Source organism: Paenibacillus radicis (ex Xue et al. 2023) (assembly GCF_024722015.1).
Lineage (GTDB): Bacteria > Bacillota > Bacilli > Paenibacillales > NBRC-103111 > Paenibacillus_S.
In genome coordinates, this window is sequence record NZ_JANQBD010000013.1 from 53,361 (window position 1) to 67,867 (window position 14,507).

At 45.1% G+C, this 14,507-nt stretch carries 12 protein-coding genes; 1 reads left to right on the forward strand and 11 read right to left on the reverse strand.

Annotation, left to right across the window (positions count from 1 at the left end):
* Nucleotides 1-832 precede the first annotated feature (832 nt).
* The 8 genes from NV381_RS18125 to NV381_RS18160 all read right to left on the reverse strand — a co-directional run bounded on the left by NV381_RS18125 (nt 833) and on the right by NV381_RS18160 (nt 11,401).
* Complete coding sequence (locus NV381_RS18125; RefSeq protein ID WP_258214705.1) at nt 833-1,804, reverse strand: substrate-binding domain-containing protein; 972 nt, start codon at nt 1,802-1,804, stop codon at nt 833-835.
* Nucleotides 1,801-3,579 (reverse strand): cache domain-containing sensor histidine kinase, encoded by a 1,779-nt coding sequence (locus NV381_RS18130; RefSeq protein ID WP_258214706.1) that lies wholly within the window; start codon nt 3,577-3,579, stop codon nt 1,801-1,803. Before NV381_RS18130 ends, NV381_RS18125 begins: the two co-directional genes overlap by 4 nt.
* The gene (locus NV381_RS18135) at nt 3,576-5,192 is read right to left on the reverse strand and encodes a response regulator (protein ID WP_258214707.1); all 1,617 of its coding nucleotides are present in this window, start codon (nt 5,190-5,192) and stop codon (nt 3,576-3,578) included. The genes NV381_RS18130 and NV381_RS18135 overlap by 4 nt, the downstream gene beginning before the upstream one ends.
* 193 nt (nt 5,193-5,385) lie before the next feature.
* Entirely contained in the window at nt 5,386-6,429 is a 1,044-nt protein-coding gene (locus NV381_RS18140) for an ABC transporter substrate-binding protein (protein ID WP_419182280.1), read from the reverse strand.
* Between the two features lie 150 nt (nt 6,430-6,579).
* Nucleotides 6,580-7,569: an ABC transporter permease gene (locus tag NV381_RS18145; RefSeq protein WP_258214708.1), complete on the reverse strand. Its 990-nt coding sequence runs from the start codon at nt 7,567-7,569 to the stop codon at nt 6,580-6,582.
* 15 nt (nt 7,570-7,584) lie between these two features.
* Nucleotides 7,585-9,084 carry a sugar ABC transporter ATP-binding protein gene (locus NV381_RS18150; protein ID WP_258214709.1) on the reverse strand — a complete coding sequence of 500 codons (1,500 nt, stop codon included), beginning with the start codon at nt 9,082-9,084 and terminating at the stop codon, nt 7,585-7,587.
* Nucleotides 9,085-9,702: 618 nt separating this feature from the next.
* Nucleotides 9,703-10,893, reverse strand: a complete 1,191-nt coding sequence (locus NV381_RS18155; RefSeq protein ID WP_258214710.1) for an MFS transporter — start codon at nt 10,891-10,893, stop codon at nt 9,703-9,705.
* A gap of 10 nt (nt 10,894-10,903) precedes the next feature.
* Nucleotides 10,904-11,401: an ADP-heptose synthase gene (locus NV381_RS18160; RefSeq protein WP_258214711.1), complete on the reverse strand. Its 498-nt coding sequence runs from the start codon at nt 11,399-11,401 to the stop codon at nt 10,904-10,906.
* 225 nt (nt 11,402-11,626) lie between these two features.
* Here NV381_RS18160 and NV381_RS18165 point away from each other — a divergent pair, with 225 nt between their 5' ends.
* A complete protein-coding gene (locus NV381_RS18165) occupies nt 11,627-11,965 on the forward strand; it encodes a hypothetical protein (protein WP_258214712.1) in 339 nt (112 codons plus the stop codon).
* A gap of 158 nt (nt 11,966-12,123) precedes the next feature.
* On the opposite strand, the gene NV381_RS18170 is transcribed toward NV381_RS18165, so the two are convergent.
* The 3 genes from NV381_RS18170 to NV381_RS18180 all read right to left on the reverse strand — a co-directional run bounded on the left by NV381_RS18170 (nt 12,124) and on the right by NV381_RS18180 (nt 14,503).
* Nucleotides 12,124-12,339, reverse strand: a complete 216-nt coding sequence (locus NV381_RS18170) for a hypothetical protein (protein WP_258214713.1) — start codon at nt 12,337-12,339, stop codon at nt 12,124-12,126.
* A gap of 186 nt (nt 12,340-12,525) precedes the next feature.
* Nucleotides 12,526-13,314: a DeoR/GlpR family DNA-binding transcription regulator gene (locus NV381_RS18175; RefSeq protein WP_258214714.1), complete on the reverse strand. Its 789-nt coding sequence runs from the start codon at nt 13,312-13,314 to the stop codon at nt 12,526-12,528.
* A 145-nt stretch (nt 13,315-13,459) separates the two neighbouring features.
* Complete coding sequence (locus tag NV381_RS18180) at nt 13,460-14,503, reverse strand: galactitol-1-phosphate 5-dehydrogenase (RefSeq protein ID WP_258214715.1); 1,044 nt, start codon at nt 14,501-14,503, stop codon at nt 13,460-13,462.
* Nucleotides 14,504-14,507: the final 4 nt, after the last annotated feature.

Below are 14,507 nucleotides of genomic sequence, written 5' to 3' on the forward strand. Positions count from 1 at the left end.
ACGCATTCGTGCTTCAGCTATATTTTTCTTGCGAGCGAAAGTTCAACATACGTTTTAGTAAAATTAAACTTTCTCTTTTTTAAAAGTCGAGCGGTGGGTACACGATCTTCAATGGTAAGCTGTATACGTGAGCCGTCATCGGAGGTGACTACTAGGGCGGCCGCTATCACTCCGGCTTCCTACACGCATACCCTCTTTTGTTTTACACCATGCTGCCTATTCCATCTCCTTGTTCCTTTATCTCTCGATTTTTGCGTATAGGATTCCGATTTTAGTTAAATAAAGGAATTATAAATTCCGCTATTGCCTTAAATCAGAGGCCATAGAAGGAATAAAGGAACTTTCGTTCCTTTCAATTCCCTCATTCCTTATTACTTATTACTTATTACTTATTACTTATTACTTACCCCTTCATCCCTTCATCCCTTCTTGGCCTTATGTAAGGATAAATGGCCTCATTTCTTTTGCAGTTGGGCTTTCGGTTGATTTGGTTGATTGTCGGTTGGTCGGTTCGTTGATTGTTTCTCGGTTGGTCCGTTCGTTCGTTGATTGTTTATCGGTTGGTCCGTTCGTTGATTGTTTGTTGGTTGGCCGGTTCGTTTATTGTTTGTCGGTTGGTCCGTTCGTTGATTGTTTGTCGGATGGTCGGTCAGTTGGTTGGTTGGACGATCACTTGGTTGGTTGGTCAGTTTATTGGTCGCTTGGTCGATCTGTTGATCGGTCGGTCAATTGGTTGGTCTAGCGATTGGGCGATCGGTTGGTCGAACAGTCGATCGGGCCATCGGGCGGCGGGAAAGCGTTTGGAAAGACCTCCCATACGAATGTATCCTCCCTACTTATCAACAAAAGGAAACAGCAGCTTTTGGTTTTCATGCGTATACATGTCTTTCTTGGTAATCACTTCAGATCCCGTGTCTATCCTCTTGCTGACCCTCTCTCCATTAATAACCTGAACCGCCGTTTTAATGGCGAGATAACCCATATTAAACGGTTTTTGAATTACAGTGGCATGTAAGATCCCTTCCTCCAAAAAGGAAATTTCGTCCATCGAGTTGTCGAAGCCGATTAATGGAAGCTCCATGCCTGCTTCCTTTATTGCTTTGGCAGCACCAACAGTGGATGGCTCATTAAGACCGACAATCCCTCCAATTCTCGGATGGGTTAGCAGCAGCCTTTTTGTAACGGCATACGCCTTTTCCACGGAAGCATCACTGTAATACGTATCCAGAACCTGGATATCCGCCGAATCCTTCAGGCTATCTCTTACCCCTCTTTCTCTCTCCATTGCAGGAGCGGAGCCTTTTACAAAATTAATAACAGCGATAGTAGCACCCGGTTCAATCCGTCTCTTGAGTGCTTGCCCCACCTTCTGACCTGCTGCATAGTTATCAGTGGCAATGAAGCTGGCTGACAAATCGCCCATCAGATCGGAATCAACGGTAATTAGCTTTATTCCGGCATTGACAATCTTTTGTGCGACAGGAACAATTCTATTATAATCAGTTGCTGCCAGTATAATAGCCTTAGGCTTATCCACTATCGCTTGCTCCAATAAACGAATTTGACCGTCAATATCGTCTTCAGTCGAGGTGCCTACAACCTTTACTTCTGCACCGTATTCTTTGGCGGCGGCAAACACGCCCTGGTTCATGACCTGCCAAAACTCTGTTTTTTGACCAACAGCTTTTGGAACGAACAGGATAGGCTTGTTTTTCTCGGAGTAGCCCCCGGATGATGTCTGATAGGCCAGGATAGAAGCAGCGATGATGACAACAGCAAACGCAAGACCCGCAAGCCTTCTCATTGCCCATCCTCTCCTTCCCAAATTGCCGGAATTCGCAAAATCGCTGTCGTGCCCTCTTCCTGCTCGCTTTCAAACTCCAAGCCATAAGGATCGCCAAAATACAGCTGAACCCGTTGATTTACATTATGCAGACCCACTCCTTTGCCGCCCTCCGTTAAGTTAACATTTGACAACAACGTCTTGACCTTCTCGGATTCCATCCCAATTCCATCGTCAATGACTTTAAGAATAACGACACCGTTTGATTGTTGCCCGGTAATACGTATATGCCCCGTATCGACTTTATGTTTGATTCCGTGATAAATCGCATTTTCTACCAAGGGCTGGAGAACGATTTTCAATATTTTGCAGCTAAGAATAGAAGGATCTACATCAATCGTATACGAAAACTTATTGCGGTAACGAATATTTTGGATGGTCAAATAATTACGGATATGCTCCAGCTCAACGGAGATTGGCACAAGCTCCTCCCCTTTACTGATACTGGAACGCAGCAGCTTGGACAAAGCCGAGGTCATCTTGACCACATCCTCCATCTTGGACATCTCCGCCATCCAAATAATTGAATCCAGCGTATTGTATAGAAAATGCGGTTGGATTTGCGCCTGCAGCGCCTTCAGCTCACTGATTCGTTTTGTTTCCTGCTCATATACAATCTGATTCATTAAATCTTTGATTTTGCCAATCATCAGGTTAAAGGTACGCGCTAGCTTCCCGATTTCATTAGTGCTTTCGATTGCCGCCCGGATATTAAAATCCCCTTTTTCCACCTGCTTCATATGAGCATCCAGCTTCTTGATCGGTTTGGTTAAAGTGAAGGACAGAAGGATGGATATAGCAAGGGCAATGATCAGGCATACAAAGCCCCACAACGCTGAGGAAAATTGGATTTCACGCTTGTTGCTTACTAATTCATCGAGATAAGTGACACCCACGATTTTCCAGCCGAAGCTCGTTGTGCGAATGGTATACATTTTCCGCTCGCTGCCTTCGCCTATAATGATCGAGCTATCCTGTGAGCTGAGAATCATCGGTATGTTCTCGCTTTTCAACTGCGTGTAAATGATCTGCTGCTGTGGATGATAAATCAAATCGCCGGCCGGATCCAGGATAAAGATGTAGCCTCTTTGCCCGAGTCGAATTTGTTTGCATAAGTCATTGATCAGGTTATAATTCAGATCGACCAGAAGCACTCCCGTTCGCCCATCTCCTGCGTTCCCCATCAACTGCCGACTGATCGATACGACCCAGGTATATTCATTGCGGAACACATGCTGCACATGAGAGGAGGAGATAGCGACCCGCCCCTGCGCAAGCTCAGCCTCCTTGAACCATTCCTGCTCCGTCAGCTCCCCATAAGACTTGAGCTTTCCAGAGGCTCGATCCGATACCGCCCTACCATTGGAGCCTACAAATAGGATGGAAGCGATATCATTTCTGGAAGCGACTATAGATCGAAAATAATTTCCAAGCTGCCTCTCCAGCGCAATTCCCTCATTCGTGTTTGGATCATATAGCGATAAATACCGCAGAAGATCGCCGTTGCTAAGCGCAAGCGCAGAGATGCTCTCCATATTTCCAATATAGGTTTGAATGTTCGTATTGACTTGCTCGATGAGTTCCGTTGTATACTCCAAGGAATTTTTAGTTACTGCATCCGCCGACAGCCGATAAGAATTGTAGCTTAAGATAGCTGTCGTACAAAGAATCAGACAGGAAAATGCGATGGCAATATTCGTATGAATGCTTTTGAATGAGAAGCTCCAAAACTTCATAGAGAGAGATTTCCCTTCTGCGCCAATCGATATTCTTTGGGAGTCACCCCGGTATGCCTTTTAAAAATGACACTGAAATACTGCGGATCCCCATAGCCTACTCTCGATGCAATATCATAGGTTTTCAGGTGGGTAACCGCCATTAACTCCTTAGCCTTCTCCAGCCGGATCCGGGTCAAATATTCAACGAAGGTTACTCCTGTATGCTGCTTGAACAATGCGCTAAAATAACTGATACTCATGAAAATATGGCTGCACACCTGATTTAACGAAAAGTCTTCATCACTGTAATTCTCACGTATGTAAGCCTCAGCCTGTTTCATCTGAGATTCGGTTACATCCGTTCTTCTTTCGGATAAATAACTGATGATATGATGGCAAATGCCTTCCAGCCACAGCTTCGCATCATCCAATGTTCTCATGGCAGCTATGTGCTGGAACGGATTGCTTCCAAATACCTCCGCATTGTCGAAGCCGGTTTCCACCACCAGATTCATTAACGAAGCGATTAGCTTATGGATCGATCCATAGCAGTTCTCAACCGAGGAGTAAGAATGCTTCATCTCCTCTATACCATCACTCAGCACAATCGATACCTGCTGACTGTTACCCGTCTTCATGGTGGCTAACAGCTTTCGCTCCCAAGCATCATAGCCTGCTTTATCGACTCCTTTTCCATACTCCAGATCATTGATGGATATAATCCTGTTTTTTCCCAGCAGAAACCGGTAATCCAGCGCTGACAGAGCACCCTGGAACGACTTGGAGATGAATGAAACCTCCGTACATACCCGCCCGATGCCGATGGATACGGTTAGCCTCAAATATTTTTGTACGCTGTGCCTGGCATGCTCCGCCAAGGTTTGCGCCTGCATTTCAATTTCCTCAAACTTCCCGGGAAAGATCACAGCGATCTTATCATCACGCGTTCGGAAAACAATACCTCCGCTTTCCTTCTCGAAAATTTCCTGCATAATATTAAAAGCAGCGAACCGCAGCAGCTCTGCTTCCGCATCTCCACTCATGAGCGTATCGCGAATATATCCATCGATATCCCCTACTAGCGCAACATAAGCAGGACCGCTCAATGACAGCTGAAAATAGTTGAATTTGCGTTCAACCTCTTCCTTTTTTATTACAGTGGCAGCCAGCCGCTCCAGAAATCTTTCCTTTAACAGGGGAAGGCTTTGATTAAGCTGCAGCTGCAAATGGCTTAGGTCCTCCCTCTTCTGGCGCTGCGCATCCAGCTCTTGCTTCAGTGTTAACAGAAAGCTTGTGAACTCCTGAGAATTAATGGGCTTCAACAAATAATCCTTCACCTTCAGCTTGATAGCCTGCTTCGCATATTCAAAATCCTCGAACCCGGTAACAATGACAACCACAATATCTCTGTATTGCTCCGCGACTTGCCGAGCCAGCTCCAAACCATCCATAAACGGCATGCATATATCGGTTATGATCACATCCGGCTGCAGCGATTGGATAGAATCCAGTGCGTCACGCCCATTTTCAAAAGCGCCAGCCAGTTCAAAGCCGCATGCGCTCCAATCGGTCTTCAGCTCAATGCCCTCTCTTACTTCATCTTCATCGTCAACAATGATGATCTTATACATGTGCGCTGCCCCTCGGGATAAGTTTATAGATACAAAGTTATGGTAACTGAAAAATCAAGCAGAGCTATTCATCGCGGCGACTTCTACATTCATCATACACAGACCGCCATTCATTGAGCAATATAAACTTAGTAATAAATGGAAATGCAAAAAGAGCATGGGATTTTCATCTCACAGCTCTTTTGGCTGACCCTTAATTGTACAGAAGCGGCTTAATCTGATCGGAATCAATGTTAGACTTATCATACCAATGGAAGCCTGTATCGATGTTTTTCTTTACCGCTTCGCCTTTAATAGCTTGCACCGCTGCCTTAACGGACCAGTAACCAATGCCAATCGGGTCTTGCGTGATGGCCCCCGCCATCTTGCCGCTGCGAACTGCGTCGATTTGTTGCTTACCTGAGTCGTAACCAATAACGACTATTTTATCCTTCTTCGATTCGGTCACTGCATTCAGAACCCCGATAGCCGAGCCCTCGTTAGCACCGAAAAAACCTTTAACATTCGGATGCGCCTGGATAATCGCCTTGGCCAGGTCGGTCGATTTCAACTGATCGCCGCCGCCGTATTGGATATCCACAATTTTGATGTTAGGATATTTCTCTTTAACCCGGTTAACGAAGCCATCGCGACGGTCGATTCCAGTGCGGCTCGTTTGGTCATGCACAACCAACGCTACCTCACCCTCGTTGCCTATGAGCGCTGCCATTTTGTCGGCAGCCAAGCCAGCAGCAGCAGCATTATCGGTAGCCGCAGTTGTGATCGGAATATCACTATCCACACCGGAGTCGAAACCTACCACTGGAATATTCGCCGCTTTGGCCTTCTGCAGCAGAGGGACTGCCGCTTTACTATCGAGGGCAGCAAATGCGATAGCTTTCGGATTTTTACCCAATGCCGCTTGCAGCATCTCGATTTGTTTGTCTACTTGGGATTCGGTCTCAGGCCCCTCAAATGTAATCTCCACCTGAAACTCCTTGGCTGCCTTTTCGGCCCCCTGCTTAACAGCTTGCCAAAATTGATGCTGAAAACCTTTGGAAATAACCGGAATGTAAATTTTATCCGTCTTTTTCGCATCGGGAGCCGGTGCTGGTGCAGCTGTCGTTGGAGCAGCCGCTCCGCCTGCCTGCGGCTTTGGTGCCGCCGGTGCCGGGTTGCTCGCTCCGCAAGCACTGAATACCGTTGTTGCAAGCAGCATTAATGCAGCGGTAAACATGAACCTTTTACTTGTTTTCAAATGGATCGCCCCTAACTATGAATTTGATATGATAGTTAACTCCTTGAATAAGGAGGAAAAACCTACTGATGCGGATTCTCAAAGTCGATTTTCAGCAACAAGGATGCCGATGCTGTAAGAAGGTGAAGAATGAGGCTTTTTGAACATGCCCTACTGTTTGCTACGGCGCAAAATATCCGCATAAACGGCCACAATAACGACAAGTCCTACAATCACTGTTTGCCATTCCTGCTTCACTGACAAGATGCGCAGCCCATTCGTCAGCACACTCATAATGAGCGCACCGATAACCGTCCCGAGAATCGAGCCCTTTCCTCCGCTTAACGATGTGCCGCCGATAACTACAGCAGCGATGGCTTCCAGCTCATACCCCTGCCCCAATGCCGGCTGAGCTGAATTCAGCCGTGAGGCCATCATGACACCGGCAATACCGCTGAAAACACCGGTCAAGGTGTATATAACAACTTTCCAGTAGTTGGTGTTAACGCCGGAGAGACGGGTTGCTTCTTCGTTGCTGCCAAGCGCAAAATTATAGCGTCCGATAATTGTTTTGGACAAAATAATGCTGGCAATTATCGCAACCACGAAGAAGATCAGGACGGCATTAGGAATTTCCAGGCCCGGTATAATATAGCTAATAACCGAACCCATGGAAATCTTATCAAAGCCGGGAGTATCATTGAAATAAATAGGCTTCGTCCCGGATATTACAAGCGATAATCCCTTCGTTATCATCATCATAGCCAAGGTAGCGATAAATGGAGGAATCTTCATCTTGGCAACCGCCAGACCACTAATGATTCCGCAAACCGCACCCGTTGCAATGCCGCCCACAATGCCCAGAGGCATAGGCAGATGCCACACCGTGATAATGACACCCGTCATTACGGAGGAGAAGGTCATTACGGTACCAACCGCCAAATCGATGCCGGAGGTAATGATGACGAAGGTGGAGCCTAAGGCCAGCACACCGATTACAGCCGTAGAGAGCATAATGCCGATTATGTTATCGAATTGAAAAAAGTTGCTCGATGACACTGAGAAAATGACAACGAGTATAATCAAGCTGGCAAAAGCCAATATTTTTTGCGTAGCCCCTGTTTTAATCGTTGCTTGTGATTTAAGCACGGATAATTTCATGACTCGGCCATCCCCCTATTTATGTATGGTTGCATATTTCATAATGGCTTCCTGCGTTGCTTCCTGGCTGCTCAGCTCTCCTGTTATTCTGCCTTCGCACATAACCAGAATCCGGTGGCTCATGCGCAATATTTCCGGCAGCTCAGAAGAGATCATAATAATGGACTTACCTTGAGATGCCAACTCATCGAGCAGCTTGTAAATCTCGCTTTTTGCCCCTACATCGATGCCTCTTGTTGGTTCATCAAAAATCAGAATATCGCAATTGCGCACCAGCCATTTACTGATAACCACCTTCTGCTGATTGCCGCCTGAAAGGTATTTTACATATTGATCTACGCTTGGCGTTTTCACCTTCAAGGCCTCAACAAAATGCTCGGCAGTCTGCTGGATGCTGCTGTCCTTCATCCAACCCGATCCCCGTCTGAATTTACGGTAAAAGGAAATGGCCATGTTCGTTTTCACATCCATCTCCACCATGAGCCCAAATCGTTTGCGATCCTCGGACAGGTAGCCTATCCCATGCTTTACGGCATCATGAGGATGTTTAATCCGTACCTTCCGGCCAAACACTTGGATCTCTCCCGAATCAAACGGGTCCGCTCCAAATACAGCACGCGCCACCTCTGTACGTCCCGCTCCCATCAAACCTGCAAAGCCGAGTATTTCCCCTTTTTTCAAGTGAAAGCTAATATCCTTCAATGTAGAGCCTTGATTGAGATGCCTTACCTCAAGCACCTTTTCACTGTCAGCCTTATCCACCGCAGGCTTGGCAGCATTATAAATCTCCCTCCCCACCATCATGGAAATGATCTGATCAATGGATACTTCAGCGGTTTGGACCGTATCAATGTAACAGCCGTCTCTCATGACGGTAATGCGATCGGTAATCCGCTTCAATTCCTCCATTCGGTGAGAGATATAAACGATCCCTACACCGTTGTCTCGCAGCTGCTGTATAATCCGAAACAGCTCATCAATCTCAGCGTCCGTTAGCGCAGCCGTAGGTTCATCCATGATCAGCACTTCGGAGTTAAAAGATAGCGCTTTCGCAATTTCAACCATTTGCTGCTTGGCTACCGTTAGCTCTGACACCAGCATACGTGGATCCAACTGCAGATTCATCCGGTCAAAGAGCAGCTGCACTTGTTTATTAAGCGACTTTTCATCCAAAAATAGCTTGAAAGGTTGACGCGGCTCCCTGCCGATAAAAATATTTTGCGCTATCGTTAGGTCAGGCATCAGATTAAGCTCTTGATGAATAATGCTGATACCTAATTTTTGTGCGGCCCTCGTATGGGGGATTTCCACTTCCGCCCCTTTGTAGAGAATGCGGCCCCCATCTTTCTGATAGACTCCTGTCAGCACCTTCATAAGCGTTGATTTACCGGCGCCGTTCTCACCTACCAGCGCATGAACCTCCCCGCCTGCCAATTCGAACCGACATTGATCAAGTGCGTGAACACCTGGAAAATGCTTATCGATACCTTCCATGTAAACCAGCGTTTCGCCCATCCTGTCACACCTCGGATCGTTATTTAATGCTAATTGTATATCCGAATCCCAAGGGAAAGAATGGAAAAACTTCTTTAAAAAAGTAGAAAAATCTCCGAATACGGGGAAATCTTATTATGCATATTCTTCGTCCCGTTACTCATAGCTAGCGGAAGCATTTGTTCCTTTATCATAGAAAAAACGCAAAAAACAGAGCTTTAAAGGAACCGCCAGTTCCCTTATCTCTCTGTTTGTGTTCAATATGCTCCCATTCTCCCCCAATAACGGAATTCCGCCTTCCGCTATCGCCTTAAAATGGAGGTCGCAGATGGAATAACGGAAGTTTTGTTCCGTTCAAATCCTTCAGGGCTCATAGCAGCTTAGCAGCTATCCATTAAAAATTCCCTTTGATCATCCTTAATCACCCCTGATCATGAAGTTCGTTCAAGATCTAAAGCTCTCATTGTGCAAACTCATACGTGTGTGCGTGGTGGGAGGGAATTAATGTGCAGATATGTCAAAAAAAGACGCCAGTCACGATAATCACGTGTTCAGCGCCTTTCCTTTTCCTATACAAGTCTAATTCGAAATACTTCGAAGAAGTTATACTTGCTGCTCCATCCCTTGCTTCTTCGTCCCCTACTTTTCCACTCCGTCCATCTGACGAGCGAATGCTTCCGCACCTTTTTGCGAAAAGAAAGGAATGAGGAATGCACAACCAAGGGCGAACCCAAGCAATGCGATGAATATCCCGCCCTTCAAATCCTGAACAAACAGTATAAGAATCAACATCATAATCCGCGTAATATTTAAACACCATTCTCTCCAAAGCAAGATTCTCGCCTGCTCAATCGAGGTGTGTCGGCTAATAATGCGGAATTGATCGCTGTTCCAGACGGTTCCAAAATAGAATAGCCCCACTGTCGTTAATATGTTGGACAATACCAGAAAAACAGAATGCTGCAGCAGAGCCACCAGAAAGCCTACGGCTATAGCGATCATTCCGACCTTCAGCCATATGCCCCCGTTAATATTCAGCCTCCGATGCAGCACCATAGCTATAATTGCCGAAACAGCATAGAGCACGTTCAACAAGGCGATAACCAATTTGTCACTGGAAACGGAAAACGTAAAAATGATAGCAAACAAGCCTTGAAACTGCAAAAATACCCCCGCGGCTAAACACGAAGGGACCATCCACCGAATTGCCGGATAGGAAAATACAGTTGAAAACCGCATATTTTGAAATAACGGCTGCTTTTCCCCAGCTAACGTAATAGGCGGAATCATAAACGATACCGTCATAAGTATGGCTACAAACACAAACATGAGTAGAAAAGAACCCGAATATCCAATCCATTTTATAATAAGAGCAAACACAACCGGATTTACGATAGATATCGTTTGACCGATAATAGTCGCGATTGAAAAGTACACCTCAAAATCCTTGCCTTTGCCAAAAGCCGACAACGTAATGTTTTGCGAAGCTGCATAAAATCCCCACATAATACCAACCGGAACAGCAATAATAGCTATCCATAATAATCGATTATCCAATGTGAGCGAAGTAAGCAGCAAGAACGTCAAAGCTCCGCATAGAGCCGTCATTCGAATAAGTACTCGAGTCGTGTAAATCGTCAGCAGCTTCGACCCAATCGCAAAAGCCATGCTCCAAGTCATGAACAAGATCAGGTTAAACCACGTAACATCAAATATGCTGTGCCCTTGCTCCCAAATATATAAATTCACAAAAATACCGATATAGTTAAATATAATATTGGAGGAGGCGTTCATTAGAAGCACTTTTCGAATGGGGGCTGTGATCTGCATGATGATCTATTCAATCTCCCTCGACTGCATATTCGAAATCATCCATGTCATACACCTGCACCGGAACCTCTGCCTCAATCAGTCTATCCACAAATTCCGGCTGGTCCGTAAGCATGGGCACCTTCTCATGAAGGGAGGTCAATATAAGATCCGTTTCTATCGGGTCGAACTGTTCTCCATATTCCGCATTCTCCACTGCATAAATAATAGTAAGAGTTACTTTACTGTTCAATGGCAGAGGCGAGCTTTTGGCCCAAGGAACTGACAGTGCGCGCTCAATCTTTTTGCGGTTAAACGGCTCTTCCGTCATGTTGATAAGCTCGTTAATCTTCGTCCGCACATGGATTTCATCATCCGACTCCGGCATAATAGGCTCCTTGCTCTCTCTTAGCTCGTACAGCTCCTGTATAGTTGAATAGGGAACAAGATACTCCACATCCCTATCCGGAACTAGCATCTCTCCATAAATAGCAAGCATAACTGCCTCTATGACCAAACGTCTGCGCACTACCACACACTCCTTACGAATTCAATATATGCAATAATTCCCGCCGATTTCCTACTGTTCAGTGGGACTCATATTCATCATAGATGCTGAAAGTTTTTTAATCAACTAAAACCATACATCCAAACCCAAAAAGAAAAATTTATATTTCACTATTGCATTTCTGATAATTCCTAGTATAATACTCGGTATAAGAACACTACTAAATTTCGAACGGAGATGCTGATAATGATTTCTTCTACTTCAAAACAAATATCCTTATTGTGGGTAGACGATTATCTGGATCTCTATAACTATGCCCGCAAGCTTGGCGACACCGAATGGCAGCAGCAGATTTTGCAGACGTTAAGCAATAAAGACACCCATATTCAGCATGAGTTGCAAGAAACGCTTCAATATAACCTATGGAGAATGTTCGATATGATTAATGGTAAGATGTTGGAGATTTACGAACAGCTTCGGAAGAGTAAAGATAGCAGTCAGATCGAAACTTTGAGGGAACAGGTTTGGGAGCTGAGGAATCAGAGGGTTGTTATTTCGAGAAGGATTAAAGAAATACGTATATAAAATAGAATGGCATGCAGTGATCCGCTCTGCCAGTGGCATGGTTCTATAAAGCAGTTGGGCTGCTTTATCGGCGATAAATCATAATGCATGCAAACAAATGCTCTGCATAGAACCGGCATCTTCATTTTGGTCAATGAACATGCTGTATGTAGCTTGAATTACATCGAAGTTTGTTTCATTTCACGCATCATAGTCATCATCATAGTCATCATTTCATCGCATTCTTGCATTTTGGACATCATCATGTTCATATCCATGTTTTCCATCATGTTCATTTCCATCATTTTGTCCATCATCATCTTCATGCTTCTCATCTTGCACATCATGTCTTCCATACACATACCCATCATCATTTCCATGCACATTTTTTCCACGGTCGATTCCTCCTCTTTGATTATCATTAGTATAGTACGTACAATTACTACTCTTGTACATTACTATATCCACTTGGAAAATTCAAGCATTTTATTGCTTTCTTTATTTTCATATGCTATAATCTTAAACCCCTATAAAACGATAGGAATTATTTTTAATTCCTACCCATATCCTCAACTAATCTTTCACGCAAGTATAACTCGGATTCCTTTCTCACGAAGCTGGTCAATGACACCGGACGGAGCATCCCTATCCGTAATTACAGTATCAATCTTATCTATGTTAACAATACGATAAAAAGCCACTTTATTGAATTTACTGGAGTCCAGCAGCGCAATCACATGCTCGGCATGATCGATAATTCTCCGGACCACTCTGGCCTCTTCCATGCTTGGAGTCGTTAATCCCTGATCTATGCTGAATCCATTAGCTCCAATAAACGCATATTCCACATATACGCCATCCAAAGCTTTCTCTGCTGTTTCTCCGACAAGCGCAAACGTATGGGGACGAATATGGCCGCCAGTCAAAAAAACTTGAATACTGTCAAGTCCCATCATGGCTGTAGCTATGTTAATGGCATTGGTAACGACTGTCAATGATGTTCGATCCTTAATCCGTGATGTCATACGACCAATCGTCGTGCCTGTCGACAACGCTATCGTCATTCCATCCTTAATGAACTTGGCGGCTTCTTCGGCAATCGCCGATTTTTCCGCTGTAAATTTATCCTCCTTCTCTACAAAAGAGGGCTCCAGGAACAAATGCTCATTAACCACGGCGCCCCCGTGACTTCGAAGGAGCAGCTTGTCGCGCTCCAGCTTCTCCAAATCTTTGCGAATCGTGACTTCCGAAACTTTCAGCTCTGAGCTCAGGAACGAAACATCCGCACTCTTATGATGCTTCAAATAGTTGATAATGAATTGATGCCTTTCCAAACCCCTCATCTTGCGGCCCACGTGCTCTGTTTCCATTAAGGCTCCCTCACAAATCTATATATTCGTTTCGTTATATTCCGATTGATTTCGTTTACACAGTAGTATAAAGAATTTGCACTGAAAAGACAATTGGCTGATTGGTGAGGAAGACTTAGGATTATTGGTAATTCAGCTTAAATATTCAACGGTTGAGCAGCATGATTTTACCTTTCACTGCACCGGGTTTTCGATATAAGTCGAAAGCTTCGTTGATCTGATCCAGCTCCAATCTGCTGAATACGATATCTTTGAAATTCAGTTGGCCTTTACGCAAAAAATGAAGCGTCGTTTCCCATTCCTTTCCCGGAAAAGGTGCGCTATAAGACATCCATGAGCCTGTCAGCGTAAATTCTTTGCGATTCATCTGCTCAAACTGTTTATGCGAAAATGTCAAATCACGCACAGGGGTCCCCACGAAGCAAACCTTTGCTTTATTTGCAGCTAACTCAAAGCTCTGTCTCATGGTTATGTCGGAGCCTGCGGTTTCCATGACTACACCAAAGCCTTTACCACCTGTGATGCTCTTCCATTTATCCTCGGACCCGGAATTCAGCGAGTTAATGACATGATCAGCTCCCAATAATTGCGCTGTTTTCAATCTCTGTTCATCAATATCGAATACCGTAACCTCTCTTGCTCCCAATATTTTGGCCCATTGCAGAACGAGCAAACCAATATTGCCGCCGCCCAGAATGGCCACATGCTCTCCGCCTTGAAACTGGATTAGTTGCAAAGCATGCAGAGCTACTGCCGATGGTTCCACCAATGCGGCCTCTTCAAAGCTTACATCCTCACCGAACAGGATCGCATTGTCTTCAGGAATCGCAACATATTCCGCCCAGCTTCCATTGACTCTGGAGCCAATGAAGGAATAGTGCTTGCATTGAGCGTAATTGCCGCTGCGGCAATCATCGCACTGCCTGCAAGGCTTGAGCGGTACCCCTACGACTCTGTCGCCAACTTTCACTCGGGTAACTCCGCTGCCTATCTGGTCTACGATCCCGGCAAATTCATGTCCCAGCACGATAGGATAATGATGAGCTGCTTCTCCCAAAACTCTCGGCAAATCAGAGCCGCATATTCCCGTTGCTTTCACCTTCACTAAGATTTCATGGGATTCCAAAGCAGGAATATCAATATCTTCTATTCGTATATCATTAGGCGCATACAATACGGCTGCTTTCATAAGG

Bases quoted from the DNA above. Each gene is read 5' to 3' on its own strand.
- NV381_RS18125 (WP_258214705.1), bottom strand. From the start codon at position 1,804: ATGAGAAGGCTTGCGGGTCTTGCGTTTGCTGTTGTCATCATCGCTGCT.
- NV381_RS18130 (WP_258214706.1), bottom strand. From the start codon at position 3,579: ATGAAGTTTTGGAGCTTCTCATTCAAAAGCATTCATACGAATATTGCC.
- NV381_RS18135 (WP_258214707.1), bottom strand. From the start codon at position 5,192: ATGTATAAGATCATCATTGTTGACGATGAAGATGAAGTAAGAGAGGGC.
- NV381_RS18145 (WP_258214708.1), bottom strand. From the start codon at position 7,569: ATGAAATTATCCGTGCTTAAATCACAAGCAACGATTAAAACAGGGGCT.
- NV381_RS18150 (WP_258214709.1), bottom strand. From the start codon at position 9,084: ATGGGCGAAACGCTGGTTTACATGGAAGGTATCGATAAGCATTTTCCA.
- NV381_RS18155 (WP_258214710.1), bottom strand. From the start codon at position 10,893: ATGCAGATCACAGCCCCCATTCGAAAAGTGCTTCTAATGAACGCCTCC.
- NV381_RS18165 (WP_258214712.1), top strand. From the start codon at position 11,627: ATGATTTCTTCTACTTCAAAACAAATATCCTTATTGTGGGTAGACGAT.
- NV381_RS18175 (WP_258214714.1), bottom strand. From the start codon at position 13,314: ATGGAAACAGAGCACGTGGGCCGCAAGATGAGGGGTTTGGAAAGGCAT.
- NV381_RS18180 (WP_258214715.1), bottom strand. From the start codon at position 14,503: ATGAAAGCAGCCGTATTGTATGCGCCTAATGATATACGAATAGAAGAT.